Below are 16,725 nucleotides of genomic sequence, written 5' to 3' on the forward strand. Positions count from 1 at the left end.
GAATTCTGCTCTGCCCCATCATCGTGTGAAACGCGGGGTACCTCTACCGGTTGGTAACCGATCACAGGCAAGCCCCGTACCGACTAGTCTCGGCGATCATGCAAGCGCATCAACTCGTCACCGAGTACCTGCGGCTCGGATTGGCTTTCGACCGGCTCGAAGAAGGTTTTGTCGACGCATATACCGGTGATCCCGCGCTGCGTCGCGACGTACAGAACGCGCCGGCTCCCCAGCCGAGAGACCTGGCGCGCCGCGCCGCCGACCTGCGCAGCGGACTGGCCGAGGCCGGGCTGGCGCCCCAGCGCACCGAATTCCTGGACGTGCACCTGCGCGCGCTCGAGACCTCGGCGCGCAAGTTCGCCGGTGACGACATCGGTTTCGTCGACGAGGTGCGCGCCTACTTCGATGTGGACATCGCACCCGGCGACGAGCAGGACTACCGCGACGCGCACCGGCAGATGGACGAGGTGCTCGCGGGTGACGGCTCGCTGGCCGAGCGGGTGGCCGCGCACCGCAGGACCGACGAGATCCCGCCGGAGCGGCTCTCGGCCTGCGTGGAGGCGTTCTCCGGCGCGCTGCGGGAACTGGTGCGCGACAAGTACCCGCTGCCCGATCACGAGCACGTCACCTACGAGGTAGTCGGCGACAAGCCGTGGTCCGGGTTCAACTACTACCTGGGCAACTTCCACTCCAGGGTCGCCATCAACTCCGATCTCAAGCAGCACATGGCGCAGCTGCCGCACCTGATCGCGCACGAGTCCTATCCGGGCCATCACACCGAGCACTGCCGCAAAGAGGCCGGGCTGGTCGCGGCCGGACAGGCCGAGCAGACGCTGTTCCTGGTGAACACGCCGCAGTGCCTGATGGCGGAGGGGCTGGCGGATCTGGCGCTGCGTTCGATCGTCGGACCTGGCTGGGGCAAGTGGGCGCAGGAGATCTACGCCGATCTCGGCCTGCGCTTCGATGGTGAACGCGCGGAACGGCTTTCCACCGCATCGGCCGGACTGCTCGGCGTGCGCCAGGACGCGGCGCTGCTGCTGCACGACCGGCACCGCGACGCCGACGAGGTCGCCGAGTTCCTGCAGCGCTGGAGCCTGGTCACGCCGGATCGCGCCCGGCAGTCGCTGCGCTTCCTGTCCTCGCCGCTGTGGCGGGCCTACATCAGCACCTACGTCGAGGGCTACCGCCTGCTCGGCGGCTGGCTCGATCGCGCACCCGACGCCGACGACCGTGCCGACCGCTTCCGCCGCCTGCTCGACGAGCCGCTCACCCCCGGCGCGGTCCGCGCTATGTGAAGGTGATGCGAACCGAGATCGGGTCGCTCTCCAGCGCTTTGGCGACCCGGGCCGCGGTGGATTCGCTGACGCGACCCGCGGCCATGGCCTTGGCGCGGGCGACCACGTCGTCGTCGGGGACGAATGCGGCGGTGCCGGTGTACCAGCGATCGCCCTGGCGCAGCCGGACGTTCGGGTCGGCGCCGATGTTGCGTGCCCAGCCGGACCGGTGTCCGTGCTGGGAGATGAGCCATGCGCCCTCGTCGTCGATGGAGACGGTGACCGGAACCCGGCGCGGCTGACCGGATTTCGCGCCGACGGTCTCCAATTCGGCGATCAGCGAGGACCGGATGCCGATCCGGTCCAGTGCGGCCACGGCCGGGTTGGCGAAGTACCGGCCGAAGAAACGCTCGCGGCGGAACTTCTTCACCGCCGCTGCAGTGTTGCGTTCACCCATGGAAATGCTCCTTCGTCAGCGGTTTTCGGGTTTCAGCGGAAGATGACGCAGGTGGTGGTCGCGTGGGCGACCAGGCGTCCCTGTTCGTCGACGACGCGGCCCTCGGCGGTCGCGGTGGTGCGGCCGACGTGGATGGTGGTGCCGGTGGCGACGAGGCGCTGGCCGTCGGTGGGCACCGCGCGGATGTAGTTGATCTTCAGTTCCAGCGTCGTATAGCCGACGCCCGCGTCGAGGGTGGTGTGCACGGCGCAGCCCATCACCGAATCGAGCAGGGTCGCGCAGATGCCGCCGTGCGTGGTGCCGAGCGGGTTGGCGAATTCGGGGCGGGTCGTGAGCGAGAACACCACCTTGCCGTGCTCGAGCTCGTCGACCTCCATGCCGAGCAGGTCGCCGATCACCGGCGGGCGCTCCTCCAGCGTCATCGCGGCTCTGAGTAGTTCCAGGCCGGACATCTTGGTGGGGTCGATGGTCGAGGTCATGGATTTCCGTCCTTTCGATGAACCGATCGGTCCACATCTGTCATGATTGCAACATGAACCGATCGGTTCACACAAGGGTTGGCGAGGAGATGCACCCATGACCGAGGGGCCACGCGCTCGGCTGATCGAGAGCGCCATCGAACTGATCCGCGAACAAGGCGTGCACGCGGCGGGACTCTCCGCGCTGCTCGAACGCGGCAAAGCCTCGCGCAATTCGCTGTACCAGCACTTTCCGTCCGGCAAGAGCGAGCTGGTCGAGGCGGCGACCGAGGTCGCGGGTGCGCGCATGAGTCTGGTCATCGATCAGGTCACCGCCACCGGCAAGCCGGAACAGTGGCTCGGCGGGCTGGTCGGCTGGTGGCGGAAGGTGCTGGACAGGAGCCATTTCACGGCGGGCTGCCCGATCGTCGGCGCCGCGCTCGCCGAACACGAACCCGCGGTGCAAGCCGCGGCGGGCGCCGCCTTCGTCGATTGGAATCAGCGTCTCGCCCACGCCCTGTCCGAGCAGGGGATGCCTGCCGAGCGGGCGAAATCGCTCGCCAGCTTCGTGATCAGCGCGCTCGAGGGGGCGATCGTGCAGTCCCGCGCGCTGAAATCCACCGAGCCACTCGACGACGTGCTCGCGAACCTCACTGTGCTGCTGCGCGCCGGATAAGGCGTACCTCTGCATCCGCTCCGGCCGTGCGCAGGTCTGCGGGCGGGCTGCGCCCGGCAGTGTCGTTGGGGCGTACTTCCGCATCCGCTCCGGCCATGCGCAGGTCTGCGGGCGGGCTGCGCCCGGCAGCGTTGTTGGGGCGTACCTCCGCATTCGCTCCGGCCATGCGTGGCCTGCGACGGCGAAGTCGGCAGCGCCCGATAGGATGGTGGGACCGCGACTGGCGCACTCGAGGTGGAAGTAACCACCGGGAAGCACCCTCGCCCCGCACCGCGCGCCTGGGTGCCGGGCTCGAAGGCCTTGGGGTGCGTGCACTCGGGTCACGGAGGTTGCGATGCATACCGACACACAGAACCCCCTGATCGGCGCTGCGCCCGCGGTCAATAGACTCGATGACGTGACGCAGACGACCGCCTCTGTCAATACTCAGTCTCTCGGTGAGCTCGATCCGGAGCTCGCCACCGCGATGGCAGGCGAACTCGCCCGCGAACGCGACACCCTCGAGATGATCGCCTCGGAAAACTTCGTGCCGCGCGCGGTGTTGCAGGCACAGGGCAGCGTGCTCACCAACAAGTACGCCGAGGGCTACCCCGGCCGCCGCTACTACGGCGGTTGCGAGCACGTCGACGTGGTCGAGACGCTCGCCCGCGACCGGGCCAAGGAACTGTTCGGCGCCGAATTCGCCAATGTGCAGCCGCATTCCGGCGCGCAGGCCAATGCCGCGGTGCTGATGGCGCTGATGAACCCGGGCGACAAGCTGCTCGGCCTCGACCTCGCGCACGGCGGCCACCTGACCCACGGCATGCGCCTGAACTTCTCCGGCAAGCTGTACGAGGTGCACTCGTACGGTGTCAGCAAGGAAGATCACCGCATCGATATGGACGAGGTGCGCAAGACCGCACTCGCCGCCAGGCCGAAGGTGATCGTCGCGGGCTGGTCCGCCTACCCGCGGCACCAGGATTTCGCCGCGTTCCGTGAGATCGCCGACGAGGTCGGCGCCTACCTGTGGGTGGACATGGCGCACTTCGCCGGTCTGGTCGCGGCGGGCCTGCACCCCTCCCCGGTGCCGCACGCGGATGTGGTGTCCTCCACCGTGCACAAGACCCTCGGTGGTCCGCGCTCCGGCCTGATCCTGGCCAAGCAGGACTTCGCGAAGAAGCTCAACAGCGCGGTGTTCCCGGGCCAGCAGGGCGGTCCGCTCATGCACGCGATCGCCGCTAAGGCCGTCGCGTTCAAGATCGCCGCGGGCGAAGAGTTCAAGGATCGTCAGCAGCGCACGCTGTCGGGCGCGAAGATCCTGGCCGAGCGCCTCACCGGCGCCGACGTCAAGGACAAGGGCATCACCGTGCTCACCGGCGGCACCGATGTGCACCTGGTGCTCGTCGACCTGCGCGACTCGCAGCTCGATGGCCAGCAGGGCGAGGATCTGCTGCACGAGATCGGAATCACGGTGAACCGCAACGCCGTTCCGTTCGACCCGCGCCCGCCGATGGTCACCTCCGGCCTGCGCATCGGCACCGCCGCCCTGGCCACTCGTGGCTTCGGCGATGCCGAGTTCACCGAGGTCGCCGACATCATCGCCACCGCACTGGCCGGCACCTCCGACGTCGAAACCCTCAGCGTCCGAGTCACCAAGCTCGCCCAGAGCGTCCCCCTCTACCAGGGCCTCGAAGACTGGCGCCTGCTCGGCTGAGGTTCGCCCAGCACAACGAACGGCCGGTGCGCATGGTGCGCACCGGCCGTTATGTTTTCGAATCCGCTTGCCGCGGCACGGATTTCAGTCTTCGCGCCAACCCGTCCAGGTATCGGTCGGTATCGTCAGGCCGAACGGTTCAGGCAGGACGATCGGTTCGCCGAACTTCCAGCAGCGATGGCGCTCATAGCGCCCCACCTTGCGATCGGGCTCCGAGAACAAGGTTGCCGTGCAGACCCGAGGATCACGGTCGATCAGCAAGTCAAAGGGAACTCCCGTGGCGGCGTAGCCATTCCATTTCGTACGGCGGCGACGACGCAGGCCCGGTGGGCGGTCGTCGGCGGCGTTCGACGGTGAGGTCACCTCGACGGCGAGGCCGATCTGATCCGGGCGGATGAAGTCGGCATCCGCCGCCGTCAATTCGGCGTCGATGTCGCGGTCGATCAGGAACAGATCCGGGATGTATCCGTCCTCGATCTCGGCGAGACTCAGGTCTGAGTTCTGCCCTGATCGCCAGCGGAACGCTGGATCAAGCTTTGCCGCGAACAGCGATTCCTGAATGTCGCCGACCACCCGCCCGTGGCCGTATCGAGCACTCGGTGACACGACGATCTCCCCCCCGATGATCTCCACCCTGCTGTCGTCCGGAACATGCAAGTACTCGTCGAGCTCACCACGGACCCACATGGCAAACGCTGAGTCGGGCATCTTCAGAGGTCCGTGTACCACTGCGATCGTCATGATTGCCGCCCACCCTTTCGTCGAGTTCAGCATAGCCAACCGGAGGCCGCCTTCAACCGCCGAATTTCTCGGATGTGGACACCGATTGAGTCGGATTTTGTGAGGTCGAGGCCTTCTCGCATGATCTGTGCCACCCCCGTGCTCAACGGGCTCGCATCGGATAGCGAGAAAATTGCCGTCGCTGCGGCGAGTGGCGGCGGCAATCGGTAGGGCGTGTTCAGTACGGTAAGCGAAACCTGGAACGGGAGGGCTTGCTGGTGGGTCGGAGATGGTTGTGGGCGGGCGTGGCGATCGGGTTGATCGGCGGAGCGTTGGTTGAGGCGCCGACGGTCGGGGCCGAGCCGGTGGCGGGGGTGTATGTGGCGCTGGGGGAGTCGGGGGCGGCGGGGCCGCTGATTCCGGATCAGGTTGCGCCGCTGGGGTGTTTGCGGTCGGATCACAATTATCCGCATCTCACGGCCGCGGCGCTCGGGCTTACGCTGCGCGATGTCACGTGTTCGGGGGCGAAGATCGCGGATTTCTTTGCGCCGCAACAGATCATCGGTGGGGTGAATGTGCCGCAGCTGGATGCGGTGACGGCGGACGCGACCATCGTGACGGTGGATATCGGGATCAACGACTATGTCGCCGATGGTGGGACCGTTGCGATGATGACGCCGAAATACGGTGCACTGCTGGATGACATCCATCGGCGGGCGCCCCGGGCGAAGGTGATCGTGGTGAGCAAGATCGAGCGGATGCGCCCCGGTGGGTGCTTTCCCCGGGTGCCGATCGTGCCCGAGGAGGCGGACCGGATCGCCACGCGCGTACTGGAAGTGAACGAGATGGCCCGCGACCGGGCCGCCGCGCACGACGCGATCTATGTCGACACCTACACCGAAAGCGTCGGCCACGACCCCTGCGCCCCCGAACCCGAGCGCTGGGCCGAGGGGCCCATCCCCGAATCCCTCTCGGCCCCACTACACCCCAACGCACTGGGCCACCGCAACCAGGCCCGCATCCTCGAAGCCGCCCTCCGCGATCTGGTCTAATGATCATCAGGAACTGAGGTAAGTGACGGCCGAGAGCCGACTTACGTCAGTTCCTGATGATCTTCCGTCCAGATCCGACGCGGCGTGTCGAGGTCGGACAGCCGGGCACGGGTCGGGTGCCGCGCCCGGCGGGAAACGGTGGGTCAGGCGCCGGGGAACTGGATGCCCTTCTCGGCGGCCAACTTCGCCAGTTTCTCCATCTCGTCGATGGCCACCGCGACGTAGGCGCGCAGTGCGCCGTCGTCATCGCGGCGCAGCAGGTATTCGTAGTCGCATTCGGTCAGCCGAACGCCGTTGGCGTCGAAGAAATGCCAGCGCACGTGGACGCGGGTGAGGCGGGCGGTGAGATCGACCTGCTCGAGCAGCGTGTGATCGACGGTGGCCAAACCGAGTTGCTGGTAGAGCGGATAGGACGCGCGCAGCCCCTGCGCCATCTCCGCGGTGGTCGCTACGGTGCCGACGAACGCGTCGGTGACCATCATGCCCGGCGCACCCCACTGCGCGATCGAGCGATCGGCGTCGAACGAGCCGAGTGCCTCCTGGTACTCGACTAGATACGACTCGATCTCATCCCTCGTTGTCGTGCCATCAACTTATCGAGACCGCCGGATACGGATACACCGCATAGCGAATTCCGCTGCGCCTATTCACCATCCATTCAGCCGGGCGGGCACGCGTCGAGCAATTGGGCGAGCGCGTCGCGCTCCGGCGGCGTGACATGCAGCCCGTAGCGCGCCTTCACCCCGATCCACCGAGTGCCGTACTGACACCAATATTCCGGCCGCGGCCGCCACTGGTCGGGCGTCTTGCTGCCCTTGTCCTGGTTGGCCTGCTTGCCGACTACGAGCAGGTTGTCCACATCGTTGGCGATCCGCTCGCGCCGCTCCTGCGGCCAATCCCACGCGCCCGATCGCCAGGCGTCGCCGAGCGGAACCAGATGGTCGATCTCGATTTCCGAGGCCTTGAATCGGTTGTAGGGCAGCGGCATTCCGGTATACGGATCGTCGGTCACGCCGGACAGCACCAGGCACGGGTTGCGGTCGGCCATCCGCACCTCGCGCAGGTCGCGGCGCAGTACCGCGTCGCGGGCCGTGCAGCCGTTCGCCAGTGCCGGCTCGCCGCCGCGCCCCGACCACCCCGGACCGAACGCGTTGCGCGCGTAGGACTCCCAATGCTCGTTCCATGCGACGGTGAGTGTGTTCAGTAGGTCCCGCGCCTGGACGGCCGCGGGCGGAAACGGGGCCGACGGACTCGGCGGTGCGCTGCTCGCCTGCCGTTCGGACGCCGCGTCCCGGTGGTTGATCCACAGCGCGAACACGGCACCGGCGACGCAGGCCGCCAGCACCAGCGTCGCGGCGACCTTCCGCAGCAACCGCCGCCCCCGTGATGCGCGGCGCACCGGCCGACGTGTCGCCATCCGGGCAGGATATCGACCGGTGCGCCGCGCGGCGGGCAGGACGCGCGAACGATCGGCAACTCTGCGGTCAGAGCCGCGTCAGCTCGTCGCGCATCCGCTCGGTGATGACGCTCAGCACCCGGGCGGCCGTGGCCAGATCGGCTTCGGGGATATCGCCGTAGGCCCGGCCGACGACGGAACCCGTTGTGCCGCGCACCTTTCCGATGAGCGCATGGCCCGAGTCGGTGACGGCGACGCCGGAGTCCAGCGGGGTCAGCAACTCGGCGGCGAGCAGTGCGGTCACCGCGGCGTCGATGAGTGCCGCGTCCACCTGGGTGGCATGGGTAACCCGAGCAACCAGCTCGGCACGCTCGACGGCCTCGCCCGCGGCCACGTTCAGGGTGATCCATTGCTTCTCGTCGACGCCGGTGCCGCCGAGCGCGCGCAGCAGTAGCGCGGTGTGCGCCTTCTCCACCTGGCCGATGATCGACGGGTTGAGGGTGGTTGTCATGTCGAGCTCCTTACGTTCAGCTGCTGTACCTCATTCTGGTACTCAGTCTCATTTGATGTTAAGTGCAGTTTGAGTGTGAAGACTCTTCGTGTATGAGTCCGACTCGGATAAGATTGATTCGTGCCCGCCTCATCCAGCGCCGATCGCTCGCTGCCGCTGCGCGAGCGCAAGAAGCTGCGCACCCGCAGGACGCTCGCCGACGTCGCACTCCGGATGTTCACCGAAAAGGGTTTCGACGCAACGACTCTGGATGAGGTCGTGGATGAGGCGGAGGTCTCGCGCAGTACGTTCTTCCGTGTCTTTCCGGCCAAGGAGGCGGTGGCCATCGAGGCCGAGACCGAACTCTGGTCGAGCTATCTGACGGCGCTGGCCGAGCGCGAGCTATCGGGTCTGATCCTCACCGAGCTATGCGACACGCTGATCGAAACCGCCGAGGGCTTGGCCGTGGACTGGACCGGTCGCTACATCGCGACCAGGAAGCTGGCGCTCGCGGCGCCCGCCGTACTCGCCTATATCGAGCACTACCGCACGGGAGTGGAGAAGCAGGTCGCCGCGTGCCTGGCCGAGAAACTCGGCCTCGAGCCCGGTGACCTGCGATTACAGGTGCTCGCCGAACTCACGACCACCGCGTGGAGTGTGACCGGCCGTGAGTGGATCCAGCGGGAGGGTGCCGGCGGTCGCCCCGCGTTCGTCGACCGCCTGCGCGAGGCCTTCGTCGCCATCCCGGCCAGCCTCGATCTGTCGGCCGGGGGCCGCGCGCCATCGGGCGCTCAGTTCGCGCCGACCAGTGCCGGGTAGTCCCGCAGATCGATGTTGTTCTTGGCGTCCACGCTGGCCTTGAACATCATGTCGAACAGGAACGAGCCGAGGAACCAGTTGCGGAACTTCAAGCCCCACGCGGTTTTCGGCGCGAGGAACCGTCCGGCGTTGGCGCTGCCCGCCATCTTGGCATAGCGGCGCATGATCTCGCTGTAGCGGGCGAAGGCGACGGTGTGATCGCCCCCGGCGAGCGCGAGTTCGCCCGCGATGACGTAGGCGCCGACCATCGCGGCTCCGCTGCCGAAGCCGCCGAGCGTATTTCCGTAACCCGCGTCGCCGACCAGTGCGATCCGGCCCTTGCTGTAGCTCTTCATCTTTCGCACCATGCTGACCGAGTCCAGGTACAGATCGTCGAGCTCGTCGATGTCGGCGAGCATGTTGGGTACTTCCCAGCCCATTCCGGCGAAGGTCTCCTTGACGATCCGCCGCTGGGCCTCGACATCGCCACGGGCATAGTCGAGTTCGGGTGCGGCGAAGATGAACCAGTGCTGCGCCTTCTGGCCGCCGGAGCTGGCGAACCGGCCCGGGGTGTTGTGCGCGTGGGCGGTGATGCGCTGCGGCGCGCCTTCCGGCTTCACCGCCCACGGGCTCGCCCCCGCGACGCAGTAGTAGTGGCCGAGGTACTTGACCATTTCGCGTTCCGGCCCGAATGCCAAACGCCGTACCCGCGAATGGATTCCGTCGGCACCGAAGACCAGATCGAACTGCCGTGGCGCGCCCTTCTCGAATTCGACCCACACGCCGTCGTCGGTCTCGGTGAGCCCGCTGATCGAATCGCCGAAGATGTATTCGCAACTGCCGACGGTCTTTTCATACATGATCCGGGCCAGATCGCCGCGCAGGATCTCCACATCGCCACCCGTGAAGTCGCCGGACATGAAGGCGACCTGTTCGCCCTTGTCGTCGACGAACACGGTGTCGGTGGTGCCGGTGCGGTGCGCGTAGATGTCGTCGACGATGCCCATCCGCTCCAGCACCGTCCGGTGGGTCTCGCCCTTGAAGTCGACGGCCTGGCCGCCGGTGCGCAGTGCCGGTGCGCGCTCGATGACGGTGACGGCGTACCCGTAGCGGTTCAGCCAGTAGGCCAGGGCGGGCCCGGCGATGCTCGCGCCGGAGATGAGAACGGTGTTGGTGCGCATGATGACTCCTCCAATTCTGCGTCCGATGGATTCTGTTTCCATCGGACACGAATCAGAGTATGGTAGACACAGTTACGAGTCAAGTCGTCGTTCAGAAAGGATTTCGCCCATGCCGTCACCGACGACCGTCGAACTGCTCTGGGGCACACAGCAGCGCCCCAAGCGCGGGCCCAAACCCGCGCTCACGCTGGAGGGGATCGTCGCCGAGGCCATCGCGCTCGCCGACGCAGAAGGGCTGGCCAACCTGTCCATGCAGCGCCTGGCCGAGCGGCTCGGTTTCACGAAGATGTCGCTCTATCGCTATGTGCCTGGCAAGGAGCAGCTCACCGCGCTGATGCTGGATACCGCGCTCGGCGGGCCGCCGGAACTGCCGACCGCGCGGTCGAAGTCCGGCGAGGCCCCGTGGCGGATGGCGCTGCGCCGCTGGACCGAAACGCTGTACGAGCGGTTCACCGCCCATCCGTGGTCGCTGGAGGTGGCGGTCGGCGCGCGTCCGCTCGGCCCCAACGAGATGGCCTGGATGGAGGCCGCGCTCGTCGCGCTGAGCGATTCCGGCCTGACCGCCGCCGAGCGGCTCGACACCATCGTGCTGCTGACCGGGCATTCGCGCAGCCTGGTCGCGCAGGTGAAGATCGACGACTCGGTGGCGTTCGAACAGCAGATCGCGAGCCAGCTCGCCGACATGATGACCGCCGCCGGTGATCGCTATCCGGCGGTGCGCGCGGCCTTCGCCGAGCCCGGCGCGGTGACCGGCGGCGACGGTGCACTGACATTCGGTATCGACCGCATTCTGGACGGCCTCGCGGTGCTCATCGACAGCCGCCGCTGAGCTCGGCGGAATACCCTCGATACATGACCGAGGAACTCGAACTGCAACAGGATTCGATCACCACGGTGCGGGAGTTCTTCGCCGCGCTCGAGATCGGCGCCGTCGACGAGGCGCTGGAACTGCTCGACCCCGACATCATCTGGAAGAACACCTCGCTGCCCGATGTCGGCGGCGGGCTGGCGCGGCGCATCCTGCGCGGGCTGAACCGGGACTGGCTCGGTTTCGCGGCCGAGATGCACCACATCGCCGCCGACGGTGACGTGGTGCTCACCGACCGCACCGACTACCTGCGGCTCGGCCCGCTGCGCATCGCGTTCTGGGTGCAGGGCACCTTCGAGCTGCGCGACGGCCGAATCGTGTTGTGGCATGACCACTTCAGCTGGGAGAACTTCCTGCGCGGCACGGTGGTCGGCGTGGTCCGCGCCGCCATATCGCGGGGCAAGTAGCGGTCAGGGCCGGGCCGAGAGCTGCTGCCAGCGCTCGACCGAGTCCACCATGTCGCGGCCGATGAACTCGAGAAATTCGCTCATCGGTCGCAGGCGCGCCGCCGCGGGCGAGGTGGCGCCGAGCAGCTCGAGTGCGCGCCTGGCCGCCGCGGCGAGCGAGTCGACCTGCCGCGCGCTGGCCAAACTGGCTCGGACCCAAGCATCTTCGTCGAAGACGTAGCGATCGCGGCGGCTTCCCGCGTCGCGCTCGCGGCGGATCAGCCCCTGCGGTTCCAGCATGCCGACGGCCGCCGAGACGGTGGCCGGGCTGACCTGAAGGCGCTGCGCGAGTTCGGCCGCCGTGAGACTGCCTGCGTCGCAGGTGTACAGCGCGGTCAGCAGGCTCGCGGCGGTGCGCGGCATGCCGGTCCGCATGATCTCCGTGGTGAACTGCTCGAGACAGTCGCGCATCGCCGCGTCGCCGATCTCGGTCACCGGTGCGGCGGCCGCGAGCCTGCGCCTGCGGGCGCGCCGCTCGGTCGCCTGGTGCGCGCGCTCCGGATGGTAGCGATTCGGGCCGCCGTTGCGGCTCACCTCCCGGCTGACGGTCGAGGTCGGCCGATCCAATTGCCTGGCTATTTCGGCATATCCGACGCCCTGTGCCAGTTTGTTCGCGATGTGCTGGCGATCTTGCTGGGTCAGCCTGCCACCTGGCATCCGGCCTGTCTCCTTCGGTTCGTAGCGCGGTCTGTCGTGCGCTGTGCACGCAGTATGCGTTCGCCGCCGATCTCATTGCAACCGGATAGTGGTCCGTGCGTTCGGCGGCAGTGTCATTGCAATGAAGATTCGAATTCGAGCTGCAAGAACCTACAGGAGAGATGATTCCGCGTTGACCCCTTGTCGAATGCAACGTAGCGTTCGGTCGAGGCCGAAGCCTGCTCGATCGGCGGCGGTCGGCGGCAGGCTCGCGTCGAGACGCGAGTTATGTTGCCCGCCTTGGTGAATCGCGTTTCGGCGCTACGCTTGGCGGTACCGTTCGAAAGGGCGCCGACGTGGCGCCGAGTCACCCGGTAGGAGGGTCCGGATGGAGATCACTGTCGACCGCCAGATGTGCATCGGCGCTGGCATGTGCACGCTGACCGCGCCGGAGGTGTTCGATCAGGACGACGACGGCACGGTCGTGCTGCTCGACGGCGCGCCGCCCGCGCAGCACGAGGCGGCCGCGCAGGAGGCGGAGCAGGTGTGCCCGTCCGGCGCGATCACACTGCTGCGACGGAAGTCCTAGCGCCGCAGCGGCGTTCGAATCAGGAGTGGGCGACGAGGTAGTCCAGGTAGTACGGCCGCAGCTGCTCGGCCAGCTCGCCGTCGCCCGCGTGGATGTAGTCGTCGATCAGCGTGCCGATGTACTTGATATCGGCTTGGCTCTCGCCGAGATTGCCCGCCTCGACCTCGGCGACCGGAATCCGCTCCATCAGTTGCCACAGGTACTTCAGGTCGCCGCGGCGCACGGCCAGCTTCACCGCGCGGTCGTGCAGCTCCTTGGACGACAGCTTCTCGAGTTCCTCGTTGACGGCCATATCGGCGACTCTATCCGTTCGGCTCGCCGCTGCCGCGGGGCCCGGGTTTACGACAAATTCACGGACACGCCTCCCGGTGCGAGAGCGCGGACTCCGGTTCGCCGGTAGCGTCGGGTGTGCGGGCCGCGTCGGTGTGGCTCGTACGGGAGGTCCTGACCGTGACTGAGCTATTCAGTACGAGAGGGCCGGCACCCGGCCCTCGTGGCATCTGACGGCAACGTCGGATCCCACTCAGGACGGACCGGTCCAGCGAGATGGTCTGTGCGGGTGCCGCGCGGACGCAAAGGAGCCCACCGTGACTGCTGCACGCTCCGTTTCCGCTCCCTCGGTGAAATCCCGCTCTACCAAGAAAGGGACCACCGCTGTCGATTCCGACAACAAGGGGGCCCGCCCCTCGCACGCTGATCTGAAGTCCTTCGTCATCGATACCTCGGTGCTCCTGTCCGACCCGTGGGCCGTCACCCGGTTCGGCGAAAACCATGTGGTGCTACCGCTGGTGGTCATCAGCGAACTCGAAGGTAAACGTCATCACCACGAACTCGGCTGGTTCGCGCGTGAGGCATTGCGCATGCTGGACGATCTCAGGCTGCAGCACGGCAGGCTGGATCAGCAGGTGCCGATCGGCACCGAGGGCGGAACGCTGCAGGTAGAACTGAATCACACCGATCCAGCGGTCCTTCCGGTCGGGTTCCGCACCGACACCAATGATTCCCGCATCCTGGCCTGTGCGCTCAATCTCGCGGCCGAGGGCCGCCAGGTGGTGCTGGTGTCCAAGGACATTCCGCTGCGCGTCAAGGCGAGCGCGGTGGGTTTGCACGCCGACGAGTACCACGCACAGGACGTGGTCACTTCGGGCTGGTCCGGCATGGTGGAGCTGGACGTGAGCTCGGCGCAGATCGATCAGCTGTACTCCGAGAACGTGCTCGACCTCGACGAGGCCCGAGAACTACCGTGCCACACCGGCATCCGGTTGCTCGGCGCCAGCTCCAGCGCACTCGGCCGGGTCACCCCGGACAAGCGGGTGCAGCTGGTGCGCGAACGGGAGGCGTTCGGCCTGCACGGCCGCTCCGCCGAACAGCGCATCGCGCTCGACCTGCTGCTCGACGAGAGCGTCGGCATCGTCTCGCTCGGCGGCCGGGCAGGCACCGGTAAATCCGCGCTGGCGCTCACGGCAGGCCTCGAAGCGGTGCTCGAGCGCCGCACCCAGCGAAAGGTGGTGGTGTTCCGTCCGCTGTACGCGGTCGGCGGCCAGGAGCTCGGCTATCTGCCCGGCTCCGAGAGCGAGAAGATGGGCCCGTGGGCGCAGGCGGTCTTCGACACCCTCGACGGGCTGGCCAGCCGCGAGGTGCTGGAGGAGGTGCTCAGCCGCGACATGCTCGAGGTCTTGCCGCTCACCCACATTCGCGGGCGCTCGCTGCACGATTCGTTCGTCATCGTCGATGAGGCGCAGTCGCTGGAACGCAATGTGCTGCTGACGGTGCTCAGCCGTCTCGGCACCGGTTCGCGGGTGGTGCTCACCCACGATGTGGCCCAGCGCGACAATCTGCGGGTCGGCAGGCACGACGGTGTCGCCGCGGTGATCGAAAAGCTCAAGGGGCACCCGCTTTTCGCGCATATCACGCTCACCCGCAGCGAGCGCTCGCCGATCGCGGCACTGGTCACCGAGATGCTGGAGGAATACGGGCCCAACGCCTGATCGCGAACCGCGGCGCGAGCTCAGGGCCCGGAGGCGGTAGCGCAGCGTGACCACGCAGGGCCCAGGGAGTGCCGCCAATTCAATACAGCCCGGGGATGAGCTAATACCCAGGGTGTGTTTCACCTCACAGCAGGCCGGGTAGTATCCGCCGCGATACCTGTTAGGCGCCGCCCCGGCGAGTCGTTGTCCGATTCGCCGGGGCGTTGCCGAACGACGGCCTAGGCTACGCGCGACGCCTCGCGTCCGGGGGCGCTTTCGGTAGCCACTTTCGAGAGGATGGAAATGCACCACGCTCTTCGATCGGCTGGATTCATCGCCGCGGCCGCGGCGGCCTCGCTGCTGCTCGTCACCGGCTGCAGCAAGAAGGATGACGACAAGAACACCTCCTCCGCTTCCATGACCACCACCGCGGCGAGCCACGGTGAGGAGCACATGTCCGGCGGCGCCGGCGAGGAGACGAAGATCGCCACGCAGGGCGGCGAGATCGCCGTCGCCGGCAACATCTTCGACAAGTACGTCCAGGCGGGCGGCCCGACCGGCCCGCTCGGCCTGCCGACCAAGATGGCCGAGAGTGGCCCGAATGACGGCAAGTGGCAGGAGTTCACCGGCGGCACCATCGCCTGGAGCAAGGACGGCGGCGCCCACATCGTGTGGGGCGCGATCGGCGAGACGTGGGAGCAGAACGGTGGTCCTGCGGGCAAGTGCGGCTACCCGACCAGCGACGAGAAGGACATCACGGGCGGCAAGGAGAGCGACTTCACCGGCTGCACCATCTCGTGGAAAGACGGCCAGACCACCGTCACCCCGAAGTAGGGACTCGTCACGGCGTCCGGGATGGCACACTTGCGATCCCGGACGCCGGTTCACAATTCCTGTTCGTAGATCCCCGCTTCGCGGGCCCAGCCGCTAGGTTGTGTGAGTGCAAAATCTCTTGACCGACCGTGAGTTGTTGCAGTCGCTCGCGGATGAGGTGGAACTGAACCTGCGTCGGCACACCGCCGTCGCCGACGGGTGGCAGCCGCACGACTACGTCCCGTGGGACGACGGCCGCAACTTCGCTTTCCTCGGCGGAACCGACTGGGCGCCGGAACAATCCGAGCTCGGCGAGGTCGCCAAGCTGGCGCTCACCGTCAGCGTGCTCGTCGCCGACAACCTGCCCTCGTATCACCGCGAGATCGGCAAGTATCTGCGCACCGGCGCGTGGTGGCGCTGGGTCGGCCGGTGGACGGCCGAGGAGAACCGGCACGAGATCATGATCCGCAATTACCTGATGACCACCCGCTCGGTGGATCCGGTCGAGCTGGAGCGGATGCGGATGGCGCATATGACCACCGGCTTCCGCCGCCCGGCCATGCATCTGCTCGATGTGCTCGCCACCTGCGCGTTCGAGGAGGCCGCCGCCGCGATCCGGCATCGCAACACCGCGGCGCTCGAGGAGAACTCGATGGTCACCGCGATGGCGAACGTGATCGCGGCCGACGACGAACTGCAGGCGGTGTTCTTCGCCAACCTGGTCGCCGCCGGACTGGACCTGGCACCCGATCAGGCCATGCGCGCCATCGCCGATCGCGTCGCCGACTTCAAAGTGCCCTCGGTGCTGCTCGCCGACGGCCGCACCAGCGACGAGGTGCTCGCCGCGGCGGGCATCTACGACCGGGCCGACGAGGCCGAACTGGTCTTCAAGCCGCTGCTCGAGCGGTGGGGCGTCTTCACCCGCACCGATTTCGGTGAGGAAGGCGAGAAGGCGCGCGCCGAACTCGCCCATTTGCGCTGAGTTGTAGCTTCCAGCTCTTCCGGATGACCGGTGCGTCGAACGATGCGCCGGTCATCCGCCTTTTTCGCGGTCGCACCCACATTCAGTGAAACGCATCACATTTTGCTGCCGATTAACTGGATGTCCGCAACTTGCGGCTGCAAGAAAGGAAAGAACAATGGTCACTGCAATCTTGCTCGGTCTCCTTGCTCTGGGAGGCGTCGGTGTGTCGGCCTTTTTGACCGCACTT

General features: G+C 67.1%; 20 protein-coding genes and 1 riboswitch. Of the genes, 11 read left to right on the forward strand and 9 right to left on the reverse strand.

All coding sequences use genetic code 11. From position 1 onward, the window contains the following. Nucleotides 1–98: 98 nt before the first annotated feature. Nucleotides 99–1,295 (forward strand): DUF885 domain-containing protein, encoded by a 1,197-nt coding sequence (locus ACIG5A_RS31920; protein ID WP_397246865.1) that lies wholly within the window; start codon nucleotides 99–101, stop codon nucleotides 1,293–1,295. Here ACIG5A_RS31920 and ACIG5A_RS31925 read toward each other — a convergent pair. Next, nucleotides 1,288–1,731: a nitroreductase family deazaflavin-dependent oxidoreductase gene (locus tag ACIG5A_RS31925; protein ID WP_397246867.1), complete on the reverse strand. Its 444-nt coding sequence runs from the start codon at nucleotides 1,729–1,731 to the stop codon at nucleotides 1,288–1,290. The two genes, ACIG5A_RS31920 and ACIG5A_RS31925, sit on opposite strands and share 8 nt — an antisense overlap. 32 nt (nucleotides 1,732–1,763) lie before the next feature. Continuing rightward, nucleotides 1,764–2,210, reverse strand: coding sequence for a PaaI family thioesterase (locus ACIG5A_RS31930; protein ID WP_397246869.1), 447 nt, complete (start codon nucleotides 2,208–2,210; stop codon nucleotides 1,764–1,766). 97 nt (nucleotides 2,211–2,307) lie between these two features. Here ACIG5A_RS31930 and ACIG5A_RS31935 point away from each other — a divergent pair, with 97 nt between their 5' ends. Next, a complete protein-coding gene (locus ACIG5A_RS31935) occupies nucleotides 2,308–2,865 on the forward strand; it encodes a TetR/AcrR family transcriptional regulator (RefSeq protein ID WP_397246871.1) in 558 nt (185 codons plus the stop codon). Nucleotides 2,866–3,071: 206 nt separating this feature from the next. Next, nucleotides 3,072–3,156, forward strand: a riboswitch (ZMP/ZTP riboswitch). Nucleotides 3,157–3,262: 106 nt separating this feature from the next. Beyond that, on the forward strand, nucleotides 3,263–4,558 hold the full coding sequence (glyA, locus tag ACIG5A_RS31940) for a serine hydroxymethyltransferase (protein WP_397246873.1): 1,296 nt from the start codon (nucleotides 3,263–3,265) through the stop codon (nucleotides 4,556–4,558). A gap of 84 nt (nucleotides 4,559–4,642) precedes the next feature. Here the strand turns inward: glyA and ACIG5A_RS31945 are convergent, their stop codons facing one another. Then, nucleotides 4,643–5,299, reverse strand: a complete 657-nt coding sequence (locus tag ACIG5A_RS31945) for a Uma2 family endonuclease (RefSeq protein WP_397246875.1) — start codon at nucleotides 5,297–5,299, stop codon at nucleotides 4,643–4,645. Between the two features lie 284 nt (nucleotides 5,300–5,583). Here ACIG5A_RS31945 and ACIG5A_RS31950 point away from each other — a divergent pair, with 284 nt between their 5' ends. Then, nucleotides 5,584–6,330 carry an SGNH/GDSL hydrolase family protein gene (locus ACIG5A_RS31950; RefSeq protein ID WP_397246877.1) on the forward strand — a complete coding sequence of 249 codons (747 nt, stop codon included), beginning with the start codon at nucleotides 5,584–5,586 and terminating at the stop codon, nucleotides 6,328–6,330. A gap of 143 nt (nucleotides 6,331–6,473) precedes the next feature. Here ACIG5A_RS31950 and ACIG5A_RS31955 read toward each other — a convergent pair whose 3' ends face one another. The 3 genes from ACIG5A_RS31955 to ACIG5A_RS31965 form a co-directional block, all read right to left on the reverse strand. Then, the gene (locus ACIG5A_RS31955) at nucleotides 6,474–6,812 is read right to left on the reverse strand and encodes a hypothetical protein (RefSeq protein ID WP_397246879.1); all 339 of its coding nucleotides are present in this window, start codon (nucleotides 6,810–6,812) and stop codon (nucleotides 6,474–6,476) included. 176 nt (nucleotides 6,813–6,988) lie between these two features. After that, nucleotides 6,989–7,747, reverse strand: coding sequence for an HNH endonuclease family protein (locus ACIG5A_RS31960; RefSeq protein ID WP_397246881.1), 759 nt, complete (start codon nucleotides 7,745–7,747; stop codon nucleotides 6,989–6,991). A gap of 67 nt (nucleotides 7,748–7,814) precedes the next feature. Next, complete coding sequence (locus ACIG5A_RS31965; RefSeq protein ID WP_397246883.1) at nucleotides 7,815–8,237, reverse strand: hypothetical protein; 423 nt, start codon at nucleotides 8,235–8,237, stop codon at nucleotides 7,815–7,817. Between the two features lie 120 nt (nucleotides 8,238–8,357). Here ACIG5A_RS31965 and ACIG5A_RS31970 point away from each other — a divergent pair, with 120 nt between their 5' ends. After that, complete coding sequence (locus tag ACIG5A_RS31970) at nucleotides 8,358–9,035, forward strand: TetR family transcriptional regulator (RefSeq protein ID WP_397246885.1); 678 nt, start codon at nucleotides 8,358–8,360, stop codon at nucleotides 9,033–9,035. Here ACIG5A_RS31970 and ACIG5A_RS31975 read toward each other — a convergent pair. Next, nucleotides 9,008–10,195, reverse strand: a complete 1,188-nt coding sequence (locus ACIG5A_RS31975; protein WP_397246887.1) for an FAD-dependent monooxygenase — start codon at nucleotides 10,193–10,195, stop codon at nucleotides 9,008–9,010. The two genes, ACIG5A_RS31970 and ACIG5A_RS31975, sit on opposite strands and share 28 nt — an antisense overlap. A gap of 109 nt (nucleotides 10,196–10,304) precedes the next feature. Between ACIG5A_RS31975 and ACIG5A_RS31980 the strand changes: the two genes are divergently transcribed. Further along, complete coding sequence (locus tag ACIG5A_RS31980) at nucleotides 10,305–11,024, forward strand: TetR/AcrR family transcriptional regulator (protein ID WP_397246889.1); 720 nt, start codon at nucleotides 10,305–10,307, stop codon at nucleotides 11,022–11,024. A 23-nt stretch (nucleotides 11,025–11,047) separates the two neighbouring features. Then, nucleotides 11,048–11,470, forward strand: coding sequence for a limonene-1,2-epoxide hydrolase family protein (locus ACIG5A_RS31985; protein ID WP_397246891.1), 423 nt, complete (start codon nucleotides 11,048–11,050; stop codon nucleotides 11,468–11,470). 3 nt (nucleotides 11,471–11,473) lie between these two features. Here ACIG5A_RS31985 and ACIG5A_RS31990 read toward each other — a convergent pair whose 3' ends face one another. Next, entirely contained in the window at nucleotides 11,474–12,166 is a 693-nt protein-coding gene (locus ACIG5A_RS31990; protein WP_397246893.1) for a helix-turn-helix domain-containing protein, read from the reverse strand. A 367-nt stretch (nucleotides 12,167–12,533) separates the two neighbouring features. On the opposite strand from ACIG5A_RS31990, the gene ACIG5A_RS31995 reads away from it, so the two are divergent. Next, nucleotides 12,534–12,734 (forward strand): ferredoxin, encoded by a 201-nt coding sequence (locus ACIG5A_RS31995; protein WP_397246895.1) that lies wholly within the window; start codon nucleotides 12,534–12,536, stop codon nucleotides 12,732–12,734. A gap of 19 nt (nucleotides 12,735–12,753) precedes the next feature. On the opposite strand, the gene ACIG5A_RS32000 is transcribed toward ACIG5A_RS31995, so the two are convergent. After that, the gene (locus ACIG5A_RS32000; RefSeq protein WP_397246897.1) at nucleotides 12,754–13,026 is read right to left on the reverse strand and encodes a hypothetical protein; all 273 of its coding nucleotides are present in this window, start codon (nucleotides 13,024–13,026) and stop codon (nucleotides 12,754–12,756) included. A gap of 295 nt (nucleotides 13,027–13,321) precedes the next feature. Between ACIG5A_RS32000 and ACIG5A_RS32005 the strand changes: the two genes are divergently transcribed. The 3 genes from ACIG5A_RS32005 to ACIG5A_RS32015 all read left to right on the forward strand — a co-directional run bounded on the left by ACIG5A_RS32005 (nucleotide 13,322) and on the right by ACIG5A_RS32015 (nucleotide 16,496). Continuing rightward, on the forward strand, nucleotides 13,322–14,722 hold the full coding sequence (locus ACIG5A_RS32005; protein ID WP_397246899.1) for a PhoH family protein: 1,401 nt from the start codon (nucleotides 13,322–13,324) through the stop codon (nucleotides 14,720–14,722). A gap of 282 nt (nucleotides 14,723–15,004) precedes the next feature. Next, nucleotides 15,005–15,535 (forward strand): LGFP repeat-containing protein, encoded by a 531-nt coding sequence (locus tag ACIG5A_RS32010; protein ID WP_397246901.1) that lies wholly within the window; start codon nucleotides 15,005–15,007, stop codon nucleotides 15,533–15,535. A 106-nt stretch (nucleotides 15,536–15,641) separates the two neighbouring features. Next, nucleotides 15,642–16,496 carry an acyl-ACP desaturase gene (locus ACIG5A_RS32015; RefSeq protein ID WP_397246903.1) on the forward strand — a complete coding sequence of 285 codons (855 nt, stop codon included), beginning with the start codon at nucleotides 15,642–15,644 and terminating at the stop codon, nucleotides 16,494–16,496. The last annotated feature ends 229 nt before the right edge of the window (nucleotides 16,497–16,725 follow it).

Source organism: Nocardia sp. NPDC052566, from assembly GCF_044547285.1.
Taxonomy (GTDB): Bacteria; Actinomycetota; Actinomycetes; order Mycobacteriales; family Mycobacteriaceae; genus Nocardia.

Excerpts from the sequence above, each read along its gene's own strand:
- ACIG5A_RS31920 (WP_397246865.1), top strand. The coding sequence starts at position 99 with ATGCAAGCGCATCAACTCGTCACCGAGTACCTGCGGCTCGGATTGGCT.
- ACIG5A_RS31925 (WP_397246867.1), bottom strand. The coding sequence starts at position 1,731 with ATGGGTGAACGCAACACTGCAGCGGCGGTGAAGAAGTTCCGCCGCGAG.
- ACIG5A_RS31930 (WP_397246869.1), bottom strand. The coding sequence starts at position 2,210 with ATGACCTCGACCATCGACCCCACCAAGATGTCCGGCCTGGAACTACTC.
- ACIG5A_RS31935 (WP_397246871.1), top strand. The coding sequence starts at position 2,308 with ATGACCGAGGGGCCACGCGCTCGGCTGATCGAGAGCGCCATCGAACTG.
- ACIG5A_RS31945 (WP_397246875.1), bottom strand. The coding sequence starts at position 5,299 with ATGACGATCGCAGTGGTACACGGACCTCTGAAGATGCCCGACTCAGCG.
- ACIG5A_RS31955 (WP_397246879.1), bottom strand. The coding sequence starts at position 6,812 with ATGATGGTCACCGACGCGTTCGTCGGCACCGTAGCGACCACCGCGGAG.
- ACIG5A_RS31960 (WP_397246881.1), bottom strand. The coding sequence starts at position 7,747 with ATGGCGACACGTCGGCCGGTGCGCCGCGCATCACGGGGGCGGCGGTTG.
- ACIG5A_RS31965 (WP_397246883.1), bottom strand. The coding sequence starts at position 8,237 with ATGACAACCACCCTCAACCCGTCGATCATCGGCCAGGTGGAGAAGGCG.
- ACIG5A_RS31975 (WP_397246887.1), bottom strand. The coding sequence starts at position 10,195 with ATGCGCACCAACACCGTTCTCATCTCCGGCGCGAGCATCGCCGGGCCC.
- ACIG5A_RS31980 (WP_397246889.1), top strand. The coding sequence starts at position 10,305 with ATGCCGTCACCGACGACCGTCGAACTGCTCTGGGGCACACAGCAGCGC.
- ACIG5A_RS31985 (WP_397246891.1), top strand. The coding sequence starts at position 11,048 with ATGACCGAGGAACTCGAACTGCAACAGGATTCGATCACCACGGTGCGG.
- ACIG5A_RS31990 (WP_397246893.1), bottom strand. The coding sequence starts at position 12,166 with ATGCCAGGTGGCAGGCTGACCCAGCAAGATCGCCAGCACATCGCGAAC.
- ACIG5A_RS31995 (WP_397246895.1), top strand. The coding sequence starts at position 12,534 with ATGGAGATCACTGTCGACCGCCAGATGTGCATCGGCGCTGGCATGTGC.
- ACIG5A_RS32000 (WP_397246897.1), bottom strand. The coding sequence starts at position 13,026 with ATGGCCGTCAACGAGGAACTCGAGAAGCTGTCGTCCAAGGAGCTGCAC.
- ACIG5A_RS32010 (WP_397246901.1), top strand. The coding sequence starts at position 15,005 with ATGCACCACGCTCTTCGATCGGCTGGATTCATCGCCGCGGCCGCGGCG.